This is a genomic window from Streptococcus parasanguinis CC87K, assembly GCF_000507765.1.
GTDB classification, from domain to species: Bacteria; Bacillota; Bacilli; order Lactobacillales; family Streptococcaceae; genus Streptococcus; species Streptococcus parasanguinis_J.
In genome coordinates this window covers 507,701-521,306 of record NZ_KI669401.1, presented here as the reverse complement: position 1 = coordinate 521,306, position 13,606 = coordinate 507,701, and the positions used below count along the sequence as shown (strand labels likewise).

The 13,606-nt window shown below is 42.3% G+C and carries 14 protein-coding genes; 2 read left to right on the top strand and 12 right to left on the bottom strand.

Annotation, left to right across the window (positions count from 1 at the left end; genetic code table 11):
- Nucleotides 1-30: 30 nt before the first annotated feature.
- Nucleotides 31-1,596: a glutamine-hydrolyzing GMP synthase gene (gene guaA, locus HMPREF1195_RS02615; RefSeq protein WP_023918114.1), complete on the top strand. Its 1,566-nt coding sequence runs from the start codon at nt 31-33 to the stop codon at nt 1,594-1,596.
- 153 nt (nt 1,597-1,749) lie between these two features.
- Here the strand turns inward: guaA and HMPREF1195_RS02610 are convergent, their stop codons facing one another.
- The 10 genes from HMPREF1195_RS02610 to HMPREF1195_RS02565 form a co-directional block, all read right to left on the bottom strand.
- Nucleotides 1,750-2,124: a DUF805 domain-containing protein gene (locus HMPREF1195_RS02610; RefSeq protein WP_023918112.1), complete on the bottom strand. Its 375-nt coding sequence runs from the start codon at nt 2,122-2,124 to the stop codon at nt 1,750-1,752.
- A gap of 154 nt (nt 2,125-2,278) precedes the next feature.
- The gene (locus HMPREF1195_RS02605; protein ID WP_023918110.1) at nt 2,279-3,289 is read right to left on the bottom strand and encodes a DUF1002 domain-containing protein; all 1,011 of its coding nucleotides are present in this window, start codon (nt 3,287-3,289) and stop codon (nt 2,279-2,281) included.
- Between the two features lie 239 nt (nt 3,290-3,528).
- Entirely contained in the window at nt 3,529-4,131 is a 603-nt protein-coding gene (locus tag HMPREF1195_RS02600) for a lysozyme family protein (protein ID WP_023918108.1), read from the bottom strand.
- On the bottom strand, nt 4,131-5,105 hold the full coding sequence (locus HMPREF1195_RS02595; RefSeq protein ID WP_023918106.1) for a nucleoid-associated protein: 975 nt from the start codon (nt 5,103-5,105) through the stop codon (nt 4,131-4,133). Before HMPREF1195_RS02595 ends, HMPREF1195_RS02600 begins: the two co-directional genes overlap by 1 nt.
- Before the next feature lie 8 nt (nt 5,106-5,113).
- On the bottom strand, nt 5,114-6,370 hold the full coding sequence (gene glyA, locus HMPREF1195_RS02590; RefSeq protein ID WP_023918105.1) for a serine hydroxymethyltransferase: 1,257 nt from the start codon (nt 6,368-6,370) through the stop codon (nt 5,114-5,116).
- Nucleotides 6,371-6,408: 38 nt separating this feature from the next.
- Nucleotides 6,409-7,020, bottom strand: coding sequence for an L-threonylcarbamoyladenylate synthase (locus HMPREF1195_RS02585; RefSeq protein WP_023918104.1), 612 nt, complete (start codon nt 7,018-7,020; stop codon nt 6,409-6,411).
- Nucleotides 7,007-7,843 (bottom strand): peptide chain release factor N(5)-glutamine methyltransferase, encoded by an 837-nt coding sequence (gene prmC / locus HMPREF1195_RS02580; protein WP_023918103.1) that lies wholly within the window; start codon nt 7,841-7,843, stop codon nt 7,007-7,009. The genes HMPREF1195_RS02585 and prmC overlap by 14 nt, the downstream gene beginning before the upstream one ends.
- Nucleotides 7,843-8,922, bottom strand: coding sequence for a peptide chain release factor 1 (gene prfA / locus HMPREF1195_RS02575; RefSeq protein ID WP_003007273.1), 1,080 nt, complete (start codon nt 8,920-8,922; stop codon nt 7,843-7,845). Before prfA ends, prmC begins: the two co-directional genes overlap by 1 nt.
- Before the next feature lie 9 nt (nt 8,923-8,931).
- Nucleotides 8,932-9,411 (bottom strand): GNAT family N-acetyltransferase, encoded by a 480-nt coding sequence (locus HMPREF1195_RS02570; protein ID WP_023918102.1) that lies wholly within the window; start codon nt 9,409-9,411, stop codon nt 8,932-8,934.
- 21 nt (nt 9,412-9,432) lie between these two features.
- Nucleotides 9,433-10,017 (bottom strand): thymidine kinase, encoded by a 585-nt coding sequence (locus HMPREF1195_RS02565; RefSeq protein ID WP_023918101.1) that lies wholly within the window; start codon nt 10,015-10,017, stop codon nt 9,433-9,435.
- A 114-nt stretch (nt 10,018-10,131) separates the two neighbouring features.
- On the opposite strand from HMPREF1195_RS02565, the gene HMPREF1195_RS02560 reads away from it, so the two are divergent.
- Nucleotides 10,132-10,314, top strand: a complete 183-nt coding sequence (locus tag HMPREF1195_RS02560) for a 4-oxalocrotonate tautomerase (RefSeq protein WP_001117401.1) — start codon at nt 10,132-10,134, stop codon at nt 10,312-10,314.
- Between the two features lie 59 nt (nt 10,315-10,373).
- Here HMPREF1195_RS02560 and ilvD read toward each other — a convergent pair whose 3' ends face one another.
- Together ilvD and HMPREF1195_RS02550 are read right to left on the bottom strand one after the other, a co-directional pair.
- The gene (gene ilvD / locus HMPREF1195_RS02555) at nt 10,374-12,092 is read right to left on the bottom strand and encodes a dihydroxy-acid dehydratase (protein ID WP_023918100.1); all 1,719 of its coding nucleotides are present in this window, start codon (nt 12,090-12,092) and stop codon (nt 10,374-10,376) included.
- Nucleotides 12,093-12,218: 126 nt separating this feature from the next.
- Nucleotides 12,219-13,562 (bottom strand): MATE family efflux transporter, encoded by a 1,344-nt coding sequence (locus HMPREF1195_RS02550; protein WP_023918099.1) that lies wholly within the window; start codon nt 13,560-13,562, stop codon nt 12,219-12,221.
- Nucleotides 13,563-13,606 lie beyond the last annotated feature (44 nt).

Genomic DNA, 13,606 nt, shown 5'->3' with positions numbered 1-13,606 from the left:
GAAAGTAAATTTCTTTAAGAAGGGGATAAGATGACAAACCTATCAACTGATTTGCATGATGTTGAAAAAATCATCGTGCTTGACTACGGTAGCCAATACAATCAGCTTATTTCACGTCGGATTCGTGAAATTGGAGTCTTCTCAGAGTTGAAGAGCCACAAGATTTCTGCTGATGAAGTTCGTGCAATCAATCCAGTTGGGATCGTTCTTTCAGGTGGACCAAACTCTGTATACGAGGAAGGTTCTTTTGATATCGATCCTGAAATTTTTGAACTCGGTATTCCAATCCTTGGAATCTGTTACGGGATGCAATTGTTAACCCATAAATTGGGTGGGAAGGTCGTTCCTGCAGGTGATGCTGGTAACCGCGAATATGGTCAATCTGAACTGAATTTGACAGAATCTTCTGCTCTTTTTGCCGGCACACCAGACAAACAATTGGTCTTGATGAGCCACGGGGATGCTGTTACAGAAATTCCGGCTGACTTTATCCGCACTGGTACTTCTGCTGACTGTCCATTTGCATCGATTGAAAATCCAGACAAGAAAATCTACGGAATCCAATTCCACCCTGAGGTTCGTCACTCTGTTCACGGTTATGACATCTTGCGTAACTTTGCCTTGAACATCTGTGGGGCTAAAGGTGACTGGACCATGGACAACTTCATTGACATGCAGATCAAAAAAATCCGTGAAACCGTCGGAGACAAACGTGTCCTTCTTGGTCTTTCAGGTGGTGTTGACTCTTCCGTTGTTGGGGTTCTCCTTCAAAAAGCCATCGGCGATCAATTGATCTGTATCTTTGTAGACCACGGTCTTCTTCGTAAAGGCGAAGCTGATCAAGTGATGGATATGCTTGGTGGTAAGTTTGGTTTGAACATCGTTAAAGCAGATGCTGCAAAACGTTTCCTTGATAAGTTAGCTGGTGTATCTGATCCTGAGAAAAAACGGAAGATCATCGGTAACGAGTTTGTTTATGTCTTTGATGACGAAGCAAGTAAGCTCAAAGATGTGAAATTCTTGGCACAAGGAACTCTCTACACTGACGTGATCGAGTCTGGTACGGATACTGCTCAAACCATCAAGTCTCACCACAATGTGGGTGGACTTCCAGAAGATATGCAGTTTGAACTGATCGAGCCACTGAACACTCTTTATAAAGATGAAGTTCGTGCGCTTGGTACTGAGCTTGGTATGCCAGACCACATCGTATGGCGCCAACCATTCCCAGGCCCAGGTCTTGCCATCCGTGTTATGGGAGAAATCACTGAAGAAAAACTCGAAACCGTTCGTGAATCAGACGCTATCCTCCGTGAAGAAATCGCCAAAGCTGGTCTTGACCGTGATATCTGGCAATACTTCACAGTCAACACTGGCGTTCGTTCAGTAGGGGTTATGGGAGATGGCCGTACTTACGACTACACAATCGCCATCCGCGCTATCACTTCTATCGATGGAATGACAGCAGACTTTGCGAAGATTCCATGGGAAGTACTCCAAAAAATTTCAGTCCGTATCGTAAACGAAGTTGACCACGTCAACCGCATCGTCTATGATATCACAAGTAAACCACCTGCAACTGTAGAGTGGGAATAAAAAAAAGGTCCAGTGGACCTTTTTTTCACGAGCTTAGAAATAGAAAAGCGAGTTTTAAGGTCCAGTGGACCTTGATTCACGAGCTTAAAAATAGCAAAGACTTATACAATAAAAGATCTTGAAATGATTATGATTTCAAGATCTTTTATTAACTTAATCAGGTTCTACTTCCTCATCTCGATTTGTTGGTAAGATCATAAAAAGAAGCATGAAAAGCCAACCTACGTATGGAATAAGGGCAACAAGAAGATATAACCAGTGCAATCCTGCATCTCTTAGACGCCGAACTGAAAGAGTTAATGAAGGTAGGAAAATAATGAGTCCAAATACAGAATAAAGTGGGCGTAACGAAAAAATCAATTGATAAGCAGACACATCATTAGGATCGATTTGAAGTTGTATTAAAGCGTAAAACAATGGCATTGTAATAAGCAAATGAATGAAGTGTGGCCACCAGTATTCAGATACCGTTGAGTAACCAGTAAAATCTGCATAGCCTTCCCAAAATTTTTTATAAGCTTTTAACATAAGTCCTCCTTTAATTTGCTTTTCAAAGTATACTATGTTTTTCAATTCTTTGCAACTGTTCTCTTCTATGCAGCAACTATTTTCAATACATTTCAAGTTAGCAAACACACAAAAAGCACTCTGACTTCTTGTCAAGAGTGCTTTCCTGCTATTTTTAGCCAACTAAACCACTAAAGAATTTGACAATGGCATTCCAGATGGCTCCGAAGAAGCCGGCAATGGCATTCCACGCATTTGTGAAGAAATTTCCACTGTCTTTTAGAATAGCATTGGTATCAAAATTGAGATTGATATTGTTAAAGGTATCGCCTGCCTTGTCTACGATACTATCTTTCAGATCCGACAAGGTTTTGGTAAAGCTTTTGCTGCTGATGACGCTACTCTTTGAGAGGTTGACTGCGAAATTTACGATCAAATTGATCTGATTACCTGTCACAGTTGTATCCAGCTTATAATTTTTAAGGGTTTCTTCGACGATCTTTCGAATATCATCCTTGCTTAAATCCTGATTGTTCTGTTTGGCATTGGCTACTGCCGTTTTTATGTCGGTCAATGCTACGTTTAACTTATCCGCATCGAAGTTTTTCTTTCCCGCGTTTTCTTCATTGATCCCGGATAGAGTCTTTAACTCTTCTTGAGCCAGATCTTTGCTTTCTTGAGAAACTTTGGCACCATTTTTCTCAAGCGAGTAATAGATCCCAGCTAAAGCACTTTCTCCAGTCACTTGGATAGGTGAAGCTACTGTAATTTGAGCATGCTCCAATCCAAGTGTAACGGCTGCATTACGATACATATCTGCAGTGACCTTGGTGATGTTTTGAGGCGTCACGATATTGACTTCTAGTGGCTTATTTTTGCCTAATTTTTGAATTTTAACAGAGGAATAAAGTTCCAAACTATCATCGTTGGTAACGTTCATAATCGAAGAATAAACCTCTGGTGTCATGGTCTTCCACTCTTCTTTATCTTTCGAACTATCGTAGTTCAAGAGACTCAAAGTTTGTTCGATTTGACTTTGGTCTAGTGAATAGCCCAAAACATAGTCTGGTTTGACATAGGTTTCGTCGATGACTTTCTGCACATTGTTATCTGCAGAAACCCGAGGGACAGCGGTAAACAAGGCTAAAGTCGTCGTTACAAACAATGCAATCTTCTTTAATTTCATCTTTTTCTTCTTTCTAACTCAAATCAACTCTGGGCATCTCTTATTACTTTTCTCACCTCACTAGAGATGAAAAAAGAAGTAAATAAAGAGTTTACCCACTTCGATTTTTATTATACAGTTGATTTCTTAAAACTAGCTTACAGTTTTTTTAAGAATGCATGACATTTTTATTTTCCCTAAAAACTGGAGGCAGAACTGATCAGCTTAAAAAAAGAGCCAATTGGCTCTCTGGAAAATGATTAAAACCATGAAAATAACTTCATAATCGTCATATTGGTTTCTACTAAACGAGAATAATAAATGTTACCCCCATTAATGTAGAGTTCCATCCCGTTTAAAAGAGAGATAGGGTGGAGGTAAAGATAAGTTTCACCGGTTACATTGCCAAGACTTGGCGCTACTACATCCCGTGAATAAGCGCGGGCCAACTCTAGGGAATTTGTTCCACCGTGTTTTGCGACGTAATCGATGTAGTCTTTCCCAAAATTATAGGCTTGAACCGCAGTCCAGCTATCAACGCCTTTTTTCTTGGCTTCTTTTAACTCATCTGAAAGAGTTTGAATTCCTTGGCGAATACTGGCCTTATTATCACTAATAGTATTGGTCTCACCACTTGCACTCTCACTCGCCTGCATGACATCGTCTTCTCTGCCTTTGGTCTCCGTATAGATCATAGCCAGAATGAGGTTTTCATTGGCCGTGGTGTCCTCCTCAGCAAGGACTTCTCTAACCAGGGAGCGGTACTGCATGACTTGTTTGACATCATGGTGGATCTGAACACCCTTGTAGATTCCAAATATTAGTAAGATGAATAAGAAGATCTTCACTATACGTTTAATCATTATTTACTCTGTATATCCTCAATATTTTTGATCAGAATAGAATAGGTCCCGTTCTCGTTTAGAATAAATTCAACAGATTCTGCATCTTCATAGACATTATTCGGAACGATCAGTTCAATTCCATTTGACAATGACAATTTCTGATTTTCGAACTTCTTCAACTGGCGACTTGCATCAATCTCTTCAAAGGTGACAGGTTCTGGTACAGCTTCTTTGACTTGGTCAATAAAACTGAGGCGAGCTGTCAGATTGTCGTCGAAGAGATCATCCGCTAATTTCTCAGGAGAGAGTTTATTTTCTTCCTCAATATGGTTAAAAATAGCTGATTTAACCTTTGATTGAAATTGAAAATCATCTGTGTTAAAGCTTTCCGCAATCTTCTGGGCTGTTTTTTCCAGTGCCTTGATCGATTTTTTTGGAGAGATCTTGGGTTGCGCCTGCAACAGATTCTCAGAAAAATAATTCAAGAACGTCCCATTGTACTTGATCCGTTTTTCAATCAAGTGGTATTTGCGGCTTTGAAGATTGATGACCAAAGCTTCATCTGCACCAGTCCCAAAACCAGGTAGATTATTTTGCGTCAACTTAATCGGATTGTCCACTTCACCGCCAAGATGCGTCAAGGTTTCCCGTAAGGCGATCCGAAGAAAGGCAAAATGGTCCACCCCTTCTTTTGAGAATTGAATGAACACCAAATCGTTGGTCTTTTGATTCTCAGAGACGACAAATTCTTCCTTCCAGCGATTCGCTACTGCGACCGAAGTTTCTAATAGGTCATCTGAGATCATCTCAAGAAAAGGATTGTCCTCTTCGAAAATACCGGTCCTGGCTTCATCGGAATAGACCCGTTCAATCTTCTTACGCAAGTATTCCTCGATTTTAGGCGTGATATTGAGAAATTTATCTGCCAGATAGAGATCGGTATCGTCAGGGCTAAATTGATGAATGATGGCTTTTTTTACGTAAATATCCATAAGATGGTTTAGACCTCGTAAAGTGGAAAGGCGTCTGTCAAGGCTTTGACTTGGCTACGTACTTCGTCTAATACTTCTTGCTTGTCCGCATTCTTCAGCGCTTTGATCATCAGTTCAGCAACGGTGCGACTTTCTTTTTCACCAAAACCACGAGCGGTGATAGCTGCTGCACCAATCCGAATCCCACTGGTCTTAAATGGAGACAAGGTTTCATAAGGAATAGAGTTCTTGTTGAGAGTGATATTAACTTCATCCAACAAGTTTTGCGCCACTTTCCCATTTTCAACGACTTTAGTGACGTCGACAAGGAAAAGGTGGTTCTCTGTTCCTCCTGAAATAACTCGGAAATCTGGATCTTGCAAGAAGACATCAGCCATGGCCTGACTGTTCTTAATCACGTTAGCTGCATACTCTTTAAAGGCAGGATCCAGCGCTTCTTTGAAGGCGACAGCTTTGGCTGCAATGACATGCTCCAACGGTCCTCCTTGAATACCAGGGAAAATAGCAGAGTTAATTTTCTTAGCCAATTCCTCATCATTGGTCAAGATTAGGCCTCCACGAGGTCCACGAAGGGTCTTGTGAGTGGTCGTGGTCGTGATATGGGCATAAGGAACTGGACTTGGATGAAGACCTGCTGCCACGAGACCAGCGATATGGGCCATATCAACCATGAGCTTAGCTCCTACTGCATCTGCAATCTCACGGAATTTAGAGAAATCAATGATATGAGAGTAGGCTGAGGCACCAGCAACGATGAGTTTTGGCTTCACTTCTTGGGCTTGTTTTAAGATGGCGTCAAAATCCAAGAGCTCTGTTTCAGGATCTACACTATAGGACACAAAGTTATAGGTTTGGCCAGAGAAGCTCACAGAAGCTCCGTGCGTCAAATGCCCACCAGCAGCTAGATCCATCCCCATGACAGTATCACCAGGCTCAATCAAGGCCATATAGGCAGCACAGTTTGCCTGACTTCCTGAATGCGGTTGAACGTTCGCAAATTTAGCGCCAAAGATTTCTTTGGCCCGTTCGATCGCGAGACTTTCGACCACATCGACCACATCTGTCCCCCCATAGTAACGACGACCAGGATAGCCTTCGGCATATTTATTGGTCAGAATAGACCCTTGAGCAGCCATCACTGCCTTAGAGACGACATTTTCAGAAGCAATCAACTCAATATTGTTTTGTTGACGCTCTTCCTCTTTAGCGATCGCATTCCATAGGTCTGCATCATAGGCTTTGTAATCTTCTTTATCAAAAATCATCGGTCTACTCCTTTATAAAAAATTATTTATGTACATTATCACTGAGGAAGTTCATCTTCCTCAAAGGAAATCTCGGGCACTTGTGCAAGCAAATCAGCTTTGGTAATCGAACCTTGCCTCAAAATCCTAGCTTTAGAACCAGAGATATCCAAAATAGTTGAATCTTGGCCAGTCAAGAAGTCATCATCCTCTATACCAGGAACCACTTGATCAAATTCGCTTATAATAGCCTTATACTTTGTTCCACTTGCATGACCTGAAAGATTAGCCGAGGGACCAACCAAAGGGCCATATTTACGAATTAATTCCAACGTTTTTGGGTGAGCCGGTATACGGAAACCAACTGTATCCAATCCTGAATGAATCCAGTCTGGCACCTTGTCATTCGCCTGAAGAATAATAGTCAGAGGTCCTGGTAAAAATGAATCAACTAGTTTTGTTAAATAACTAGGTTGATTTTTCGAATAAAGTCGAATCGCTTTTTCATCGGCTACATTTAAATTCAGAGCCTTGTCTCTCGGTCTACGTTTTAATTCGTATATATAATCGACTGCCTCTTGATTCAAAGCTTTGGCGAAAATACCATAGACTGTCTCAGTTGGCAGAATAACTGCACGTCCTGCTTCTAATTCTTTCTCAATGTGATCCATTGTCTACTACTACCATTCTATCTTGTCCAAATTGGTCTTTCAGAACGCGAACTCGTTTGTTAGGAAACGCTTCTTGAAAGAGCTCTTTTACTTTGGCTCCTTGCTTATAGCCAATTTCTAGATAGATCTTTCCGTCTGGTGTTAAAACACTTGGTGCTTGCTGGGTAATCTTTTCGTAGATAGCATATCCATCACGGTCTGCAAAGAGAGCTAAGTGGGGTTCAGAGGCTAAAACATTGGCTCCAACCTCTTCTACATCATCCCGAGAGATATAGGGAGGGTTGGATACAATCAGGTCATAAGGACCTTCTAGTTCGTCCAGTACATCTGACGACTTGAAGGCAAGGACTGCTTCTAGCTGCTTGGCATTTTTTTGAGCCAGGGCTAAAGCCTCTTCTGATACATCGCTAGCTTGAACCCGCCAGGTAGGTCTAGCAAGGGCTAAGCTAATAGCGATAGCACCACTTCCTGTACCAATATCCAGAACTCGTAAGGCTTTCTCATCGTTTTCTTCGAGAATTAGAGCCACCAACTCCTCTGTTTCTGGGCGTGGAATCAGCACGCGCTCATCCACTGTAAAAATATGGCCAAAAAAATCTGCGCTACCAATAATATATTGGGCAGGAACGTGATGTTTCAGCTGCTCAAAGATGGATAGAAGCAAGGCCTGATCCTCTACTTTAACTTCTTTTTGCAAGGCAAGGACAAAGTCTGTAAAAGTCCAGTTTTTTAAAGCACGATACGCGAAGGAGAGGCTTTCTGCTTCCTCTCCAACGGCTATTAATTCTTCTTCATACTGGGCTAATAATGGTCCCAACAACATTATTTGTTCAACTCTTCTAGTTTTTGTGTTTGGTCATACAAGACCAAAGCATCGACCACTTCATCTAATTTACCAGATAAGATGGTATCCAGTTTTTGAAGGGTCAAGCCAATCCGGTGATCGGTCACACGGTTTTGAGGGAAGTTGTAAGTCCGGATCCGCTCTGAACGGTCACCAGTCCCGATAGTAGACTTTCTCTCAGCGTCTTGCTCATCTTGGGCAATCTGAGCAAAGTGGTCAGCCACACGCGCACGGATGATCTTCATGGCTTTTTCGCGGTTCTTCTGTTGTGTCCGTTCTTCCTGCATCTCTACCTTGATATTGGTTGGCAAGTGGACGATACGAACGGCTGTAGCGACCTTGTTGACGTTCTGTCCACCCGCACCAGATGCGTGGTAGATGTCAATCCGAAGGTCTTTTGGATCAATGTCATACTCGACTTCTTCGATTTCTGGCATGACCAGAACTGTGGCAGTTGAAGTATGGACACGACCTTGGCTTTCTGTCACTGGAACCCGTTGCACCCGGTGGGCACCAGATTCATACTTGAGTTTCGAGTAGACTGATTGACCAGAAACCATGGCTACGACTTCTTTGATCCCACCAACGCCATTGTAGGAAGCTTCCATGACTTCAAAGCGCCAGCCTTGGCTTTCTGCATATTTTTGGTACATCTGCAAGAGGTCACCAGCAAACAATTGGGCTTCGTCTCCTCCAGCTGCCCCACGGATTTCCAAGATAATGTTCTTGTCATCGTTTGGATCTTTAGGAAGAAGTAAGATCTTCAATTTTTCTTCGTACTCTTCTTTTTCAGCCTTAGCATCTTTTAGCTCTTGCTTGGCCATTTCTTCCAAATCCGCATCGCCGCCTGCTTCCTTAATCATTTCCTCAGCGTCAACAATGTTTTGAAGGACTTGCTTGTACTCACGGTAGGCTGTCACCGTATCACGCGTGGAAGCTTCTTCTTTTGAAAGCTCCATAAAGCGTTTGGTATCAGAGACCACATCTGGGTCACTCAGTAATTCTCCTAACTCTTCGTATCGGTCTTCTACAGCTTGTAGTTGATCATAGATATTCATGTTTGCTCCTTAATTCTTGATTGTTAGATCATAGATTGCTACAATTTCGTCTTCTATGACTTCGCCAGTTTCTTTAAATCCATAATGGAGATAGCAAGATCTCACTTGATTATTTTCCGGTTCATAAGATAACCAAAGACTTGTTGCTTTTCCAGCTGGCTCTGTTCGAACAAAGTCAATAACTGCATCCATAGTCGGCTTAAAATAGCCTAAACCTTGAAATCGTTTATCGATCATAAAACGAAATAACAAGTAGTTCCCCTTGCTGATCCCAATTTTCTGGTCATAGGCAATCATCACAAAACCAACTAATACTTCCTTATCATAAACTGCTAAGGGAGCTATAAAATCACCATTTTTATCATATACATAGGCTTCAGCTAAACTAATGGAATTGGATGCAATAAAATTCCTTTGGTTTGGATGAACTTCTAGATTTAAAACGTCGAAATAATTCTCTATTGTAATATCTTTTAAACAAATAGACATTATTATCCTCTCTAAAACGTTCTAGACGCTTTCAGTTGGTATGTCTGGATTAAAATAATGTTTGCGGCAAACGGAGATATAGGTCTCGTGTCCACCGATCTGGATCTGCTCTCCATCATAGACAGGTTTGCCCGCTTGGGTACGCAAGACCATGGTCGCCTTGCGGGAACAGTATTGGCAAATAGTTTTGATCTCCTCGATCTTGTCGGCTAACAAGAGGAGGTGTTTGGAACCTTCAAAGAGTTCATTTCGGAAATCATTTTTGAGGCCAAAAGCCATGACCGGCACATCCAGTTCATCCACGACTCTTGCCAAGTCATAGACATGGTGTCGTTTCAAAAACTGGGCTTCATCGATTAAGACACAGTAAGGTTTGATCGTTTGGTTTTTAATAAAGCCAAAGATATCGGTTTCCTCTTCGATCGCAACGGCTTCGCGTTTCATACCGATCCGGCTAGAAACCACTCCTACTCCATCTCTGGTGTCGATTGCTGAGGTCATGATAACGACGCTCTTGCCTTGCTCTTCATAATTATGGGCCACCTTCAAAATCTCAATGGTTTTCCCCGAGTTCATGGTCCCATATTTATAATATAATTGTGCCATTTTCCTTTTGTTCTCTCTAAAATGTGTTTCATTATCATTTTACCATAATTTTGCTAAGCTTTGTATCCCAAAATGTGATAAAATAGTCCTATAAAAAATTTAGGAGGTGGCCATATGCCATTTGTACGAATTGACCTATTTGAAGGACGCACCTTGGAACAAAAGAAAGCCTTGGCCAAGGAAGTAACCGAAGCTGTTGTCCGCAATACTGGTGCTCCTCAGTCAGCTGTTCACGTCATCATTAACGATATGCCTGAAGGAACTTACTTCCCTCAAGGTGAAATGCGCACCAAATAATGGTTCCACTAAAAAAACCTTTCTTGCTTGTGATATCACATAGCAGGAAAGGTTTTTTCTTATTTTTCTTGGGCTTGACGTTCTGCTTTCCGTTCTTCGAATTCTTCGTCACTCATCAAGGTTCCGCCGACATTGGCTGATTTGGCAAAGGCTGTATAGCGACGCAACCAACCGCTGGAGATTTTTGATTTGAAAGGTTTCAAATATTTGCGACGTTCTGCAAGGGTTGCATCATCAACAAGCAAATCAAGGGTACGATTTGGAAGATCGATCACGATTTCGTCCCCATCTTCGATTAGGGCGATATTTCCACCTTCTGCTGCTTCTGGAGAAACGTGACCAATAGCAATCCCACGAGTAGCTCCTGAGAAACGACCATCCGTAATCAGTGCCACATCCTTACCAAGACCGCGTCCGACAATCTTAGAGGTTGGCGCTAGCATCTCTGGCATACCAGGTCCACCCTGAGGACCCTCGTAACGAATGACAACAACATGTCCCTTCTTGACTGTTCCATTGTCAATCAACTCAAGGGCTTGATCTTGTGAGTCGCAACAAATAGCTTTACCACGGAAAGTGGTCACAGACGGATCGACTCCACCGACCTTGATAACAGCTCCATCCTGAGCAATATTTCCGTAAAGGATCGACAAACCACCTACCGGTGAAATAGGATGTTCGATTGGATGGATAATTTCTTCATTTTTGATTTCAGCACCAGCTACGTTTTCTTTCAAGGTTTTACCAGTAACCGTAATACGATCACCCTTAATGGCACCTTTTTTGATCAACTGATTGATAATGGCTGGAACACCACCAGCTTCATGCACATCATGCATAGTGTAGACACTTGAAGGGGCAATTTTAGAAAGATAAGGTGTCTTCTTGGCAATTTCGTTGATATCTTTGAGATCATAGTCAATCCCTGCTTCACGTGCAATAGCGAGTGTATGAAGCACAGTATTGGTAGAACCACCCATGGCCATATCGAGCGCAAAGGCATCATCAATGGCCTCTTTGGTCACGATATCCCGTGGACGGATATCCTTTTTAATATTCTCTACCAATTGTTTGGCTGCTTGACGAACCAATTCCCGACGTTCATCTGAAACGGCTAGGATAGTACCGTTACCTGGAAGGGCAAGGCCCAAAACTTCCATCAAACAGTTCATGGAATTGGCGGTAAACATACCAGAGCAAGAGCCACAAGTTGGGCAGGCATTTTTTTCCAAGAAATCCAGCTCATCCAAGCCCATATCACCAGCTTGATAAGTACCTACAGCTTCAAACAAACTGGAGAGAGTCGCTTGATGCCCCGTCATGTCAATGCCACCCTTCATGGGTCCACCAGAACAAAATACAGCTGGCACATTGGTCCGCATGGCTGCTAAAATCATTCCTGGTGTAATCTTATCACAGTTAGGAATATAGAAAACACCGTCAAACCAGTGGGCATTGATGACTGTTTCAGCAGCATCTGCGATCAACTCGCGTGATGGCAAACTATAACGCATCCCGATATGGCCCATAGCGATTCCGTCATCGACACCGATGGTATTAAATTCAAAAGGAATCCCACCAGCCTCGCGAATAGCTTCCTTAGCAACATCTGCTAATTCACGCAGGTGAACATGGCCTGGAACGATATCAATATAGGAGTTACAAATGGCAATAAAGGGCTTTTGCATATCCTTTGCTGATTTTACTTGCCCTGTTGCATAGAGGAGACCACGCGCTGGTGCTCGGTCGATCCCCATTTTGATCATATCACTTCTCATCTTGTTCTCCTTCTAGTTCTTCATTTCTACCTCCTAATCTTACCACTTTGACATCGATTGTCAAGAACTTTCAGAAAATTTATAATATTTACGGTACATAAAAAGCCTGGTCTCCCAGACTTTATTTTAGTTTGTTTGCTTTTTTTCGATCTGCCAGAGCCGAAGTTGGTAACAAATTCCACTCACGACAAGGCTAGAAATAAGGCCGATCCAATAAGCGTATGGACCCAAGTTGGTCACATGGTCAAGGAAAATCCCTAGTGGGATAGAGATGCACCAATAACTAAAGACACCTAATAAGAAAGGAACGGTTGTATCCTTATAGCCCCGCAAAATCCCTTGTAGAGGTGCTGCAAAAGTATCAGCCACTTGGAAAAAGAGACTATAAGTCATGAAAATCGCTGTTTGCTGCACAAAGACTGGATCCTTCCCGTATAGTCCTGCTAGTTGGAAGCGGAATGTATAGAGAAAGACGAGGGTGACAATGGCAAAACCAAAGGCTGTCAGTCGTCCCAAACGGCAATATTGTTTGACCACTTCTGGTCTTCCTGCTCCCAGTTCGTAAGATACGATAATCGCCATAGTACTGGAGATACTAACTGGGAAAGCATACATCAGGGTAGAAAAATTCATGGCCGATTGGTGGCTAGCAATGGTCAGTGATGGGAATTTTGCCATTAACAAACCAACCAGCGAGAAGATAATGACTTCTGCAAAAACAATTCCACCGATTGGAAGCCCAAGGCGCAATACTTCTTTCATCCCTTTAAAATCATAAGGTTGGGGCTTCCACAATTGGAAAGGTGCTACCTTAGGGTGTTTGCACAAGATCAAAACCGCAATAACCAACAAGACCCAGTAGGCCAGAGAGGTTCCAAGACCTGCTCCTGCTCCCCCCATCTCGGGAAAACCAAATGCCCCATAGATCAGGATATAGTTAAAACAAGCATTGAGAGGCAAAAGCAAGAGCATCAAGTACATCGATAGACGCGTCATTCCCAAGGTATCGAGGAAGGTCCGCACGATACTAAAGAGCAACAAAGGTAAGATTCCCAGAGAAAGAAAATATAAATAGTGAATGGCTATTTGGGCAACAACATTTTCTAAGCCGATCTGCTTGAGAATCATGGGTGCAATCCCCCAAACAAAGCCTATTAAGAGAATGGCCATACCAAATGACATATAGAGGAATTGGTAAAAGTCGCCAGCAATCCGTTCTTTATTTCCCTTGCCTAAATGATGCCCAACAATCGGCGTCAGCGCAGAGACAATCCCTGTCAGGAAAGTAAAAAATGGATTCCACAGACTCGTAGCTGTAGAAACACCAGCCAAATCAAGGGTCCGGTACTGACCAGTCATGGCTGTATCGACAAAGCTGGCTGAATAATTAGCTAATTGGTAGATTAAAATCGGCAAAAATAGACTCAAAAACAAGCGCAAGCGCTCTTTAAAGTGATAGGTTACATACATGATTCTAACTCTCTTCTCATCAAACTAAATTTTCTCCTCTTCCA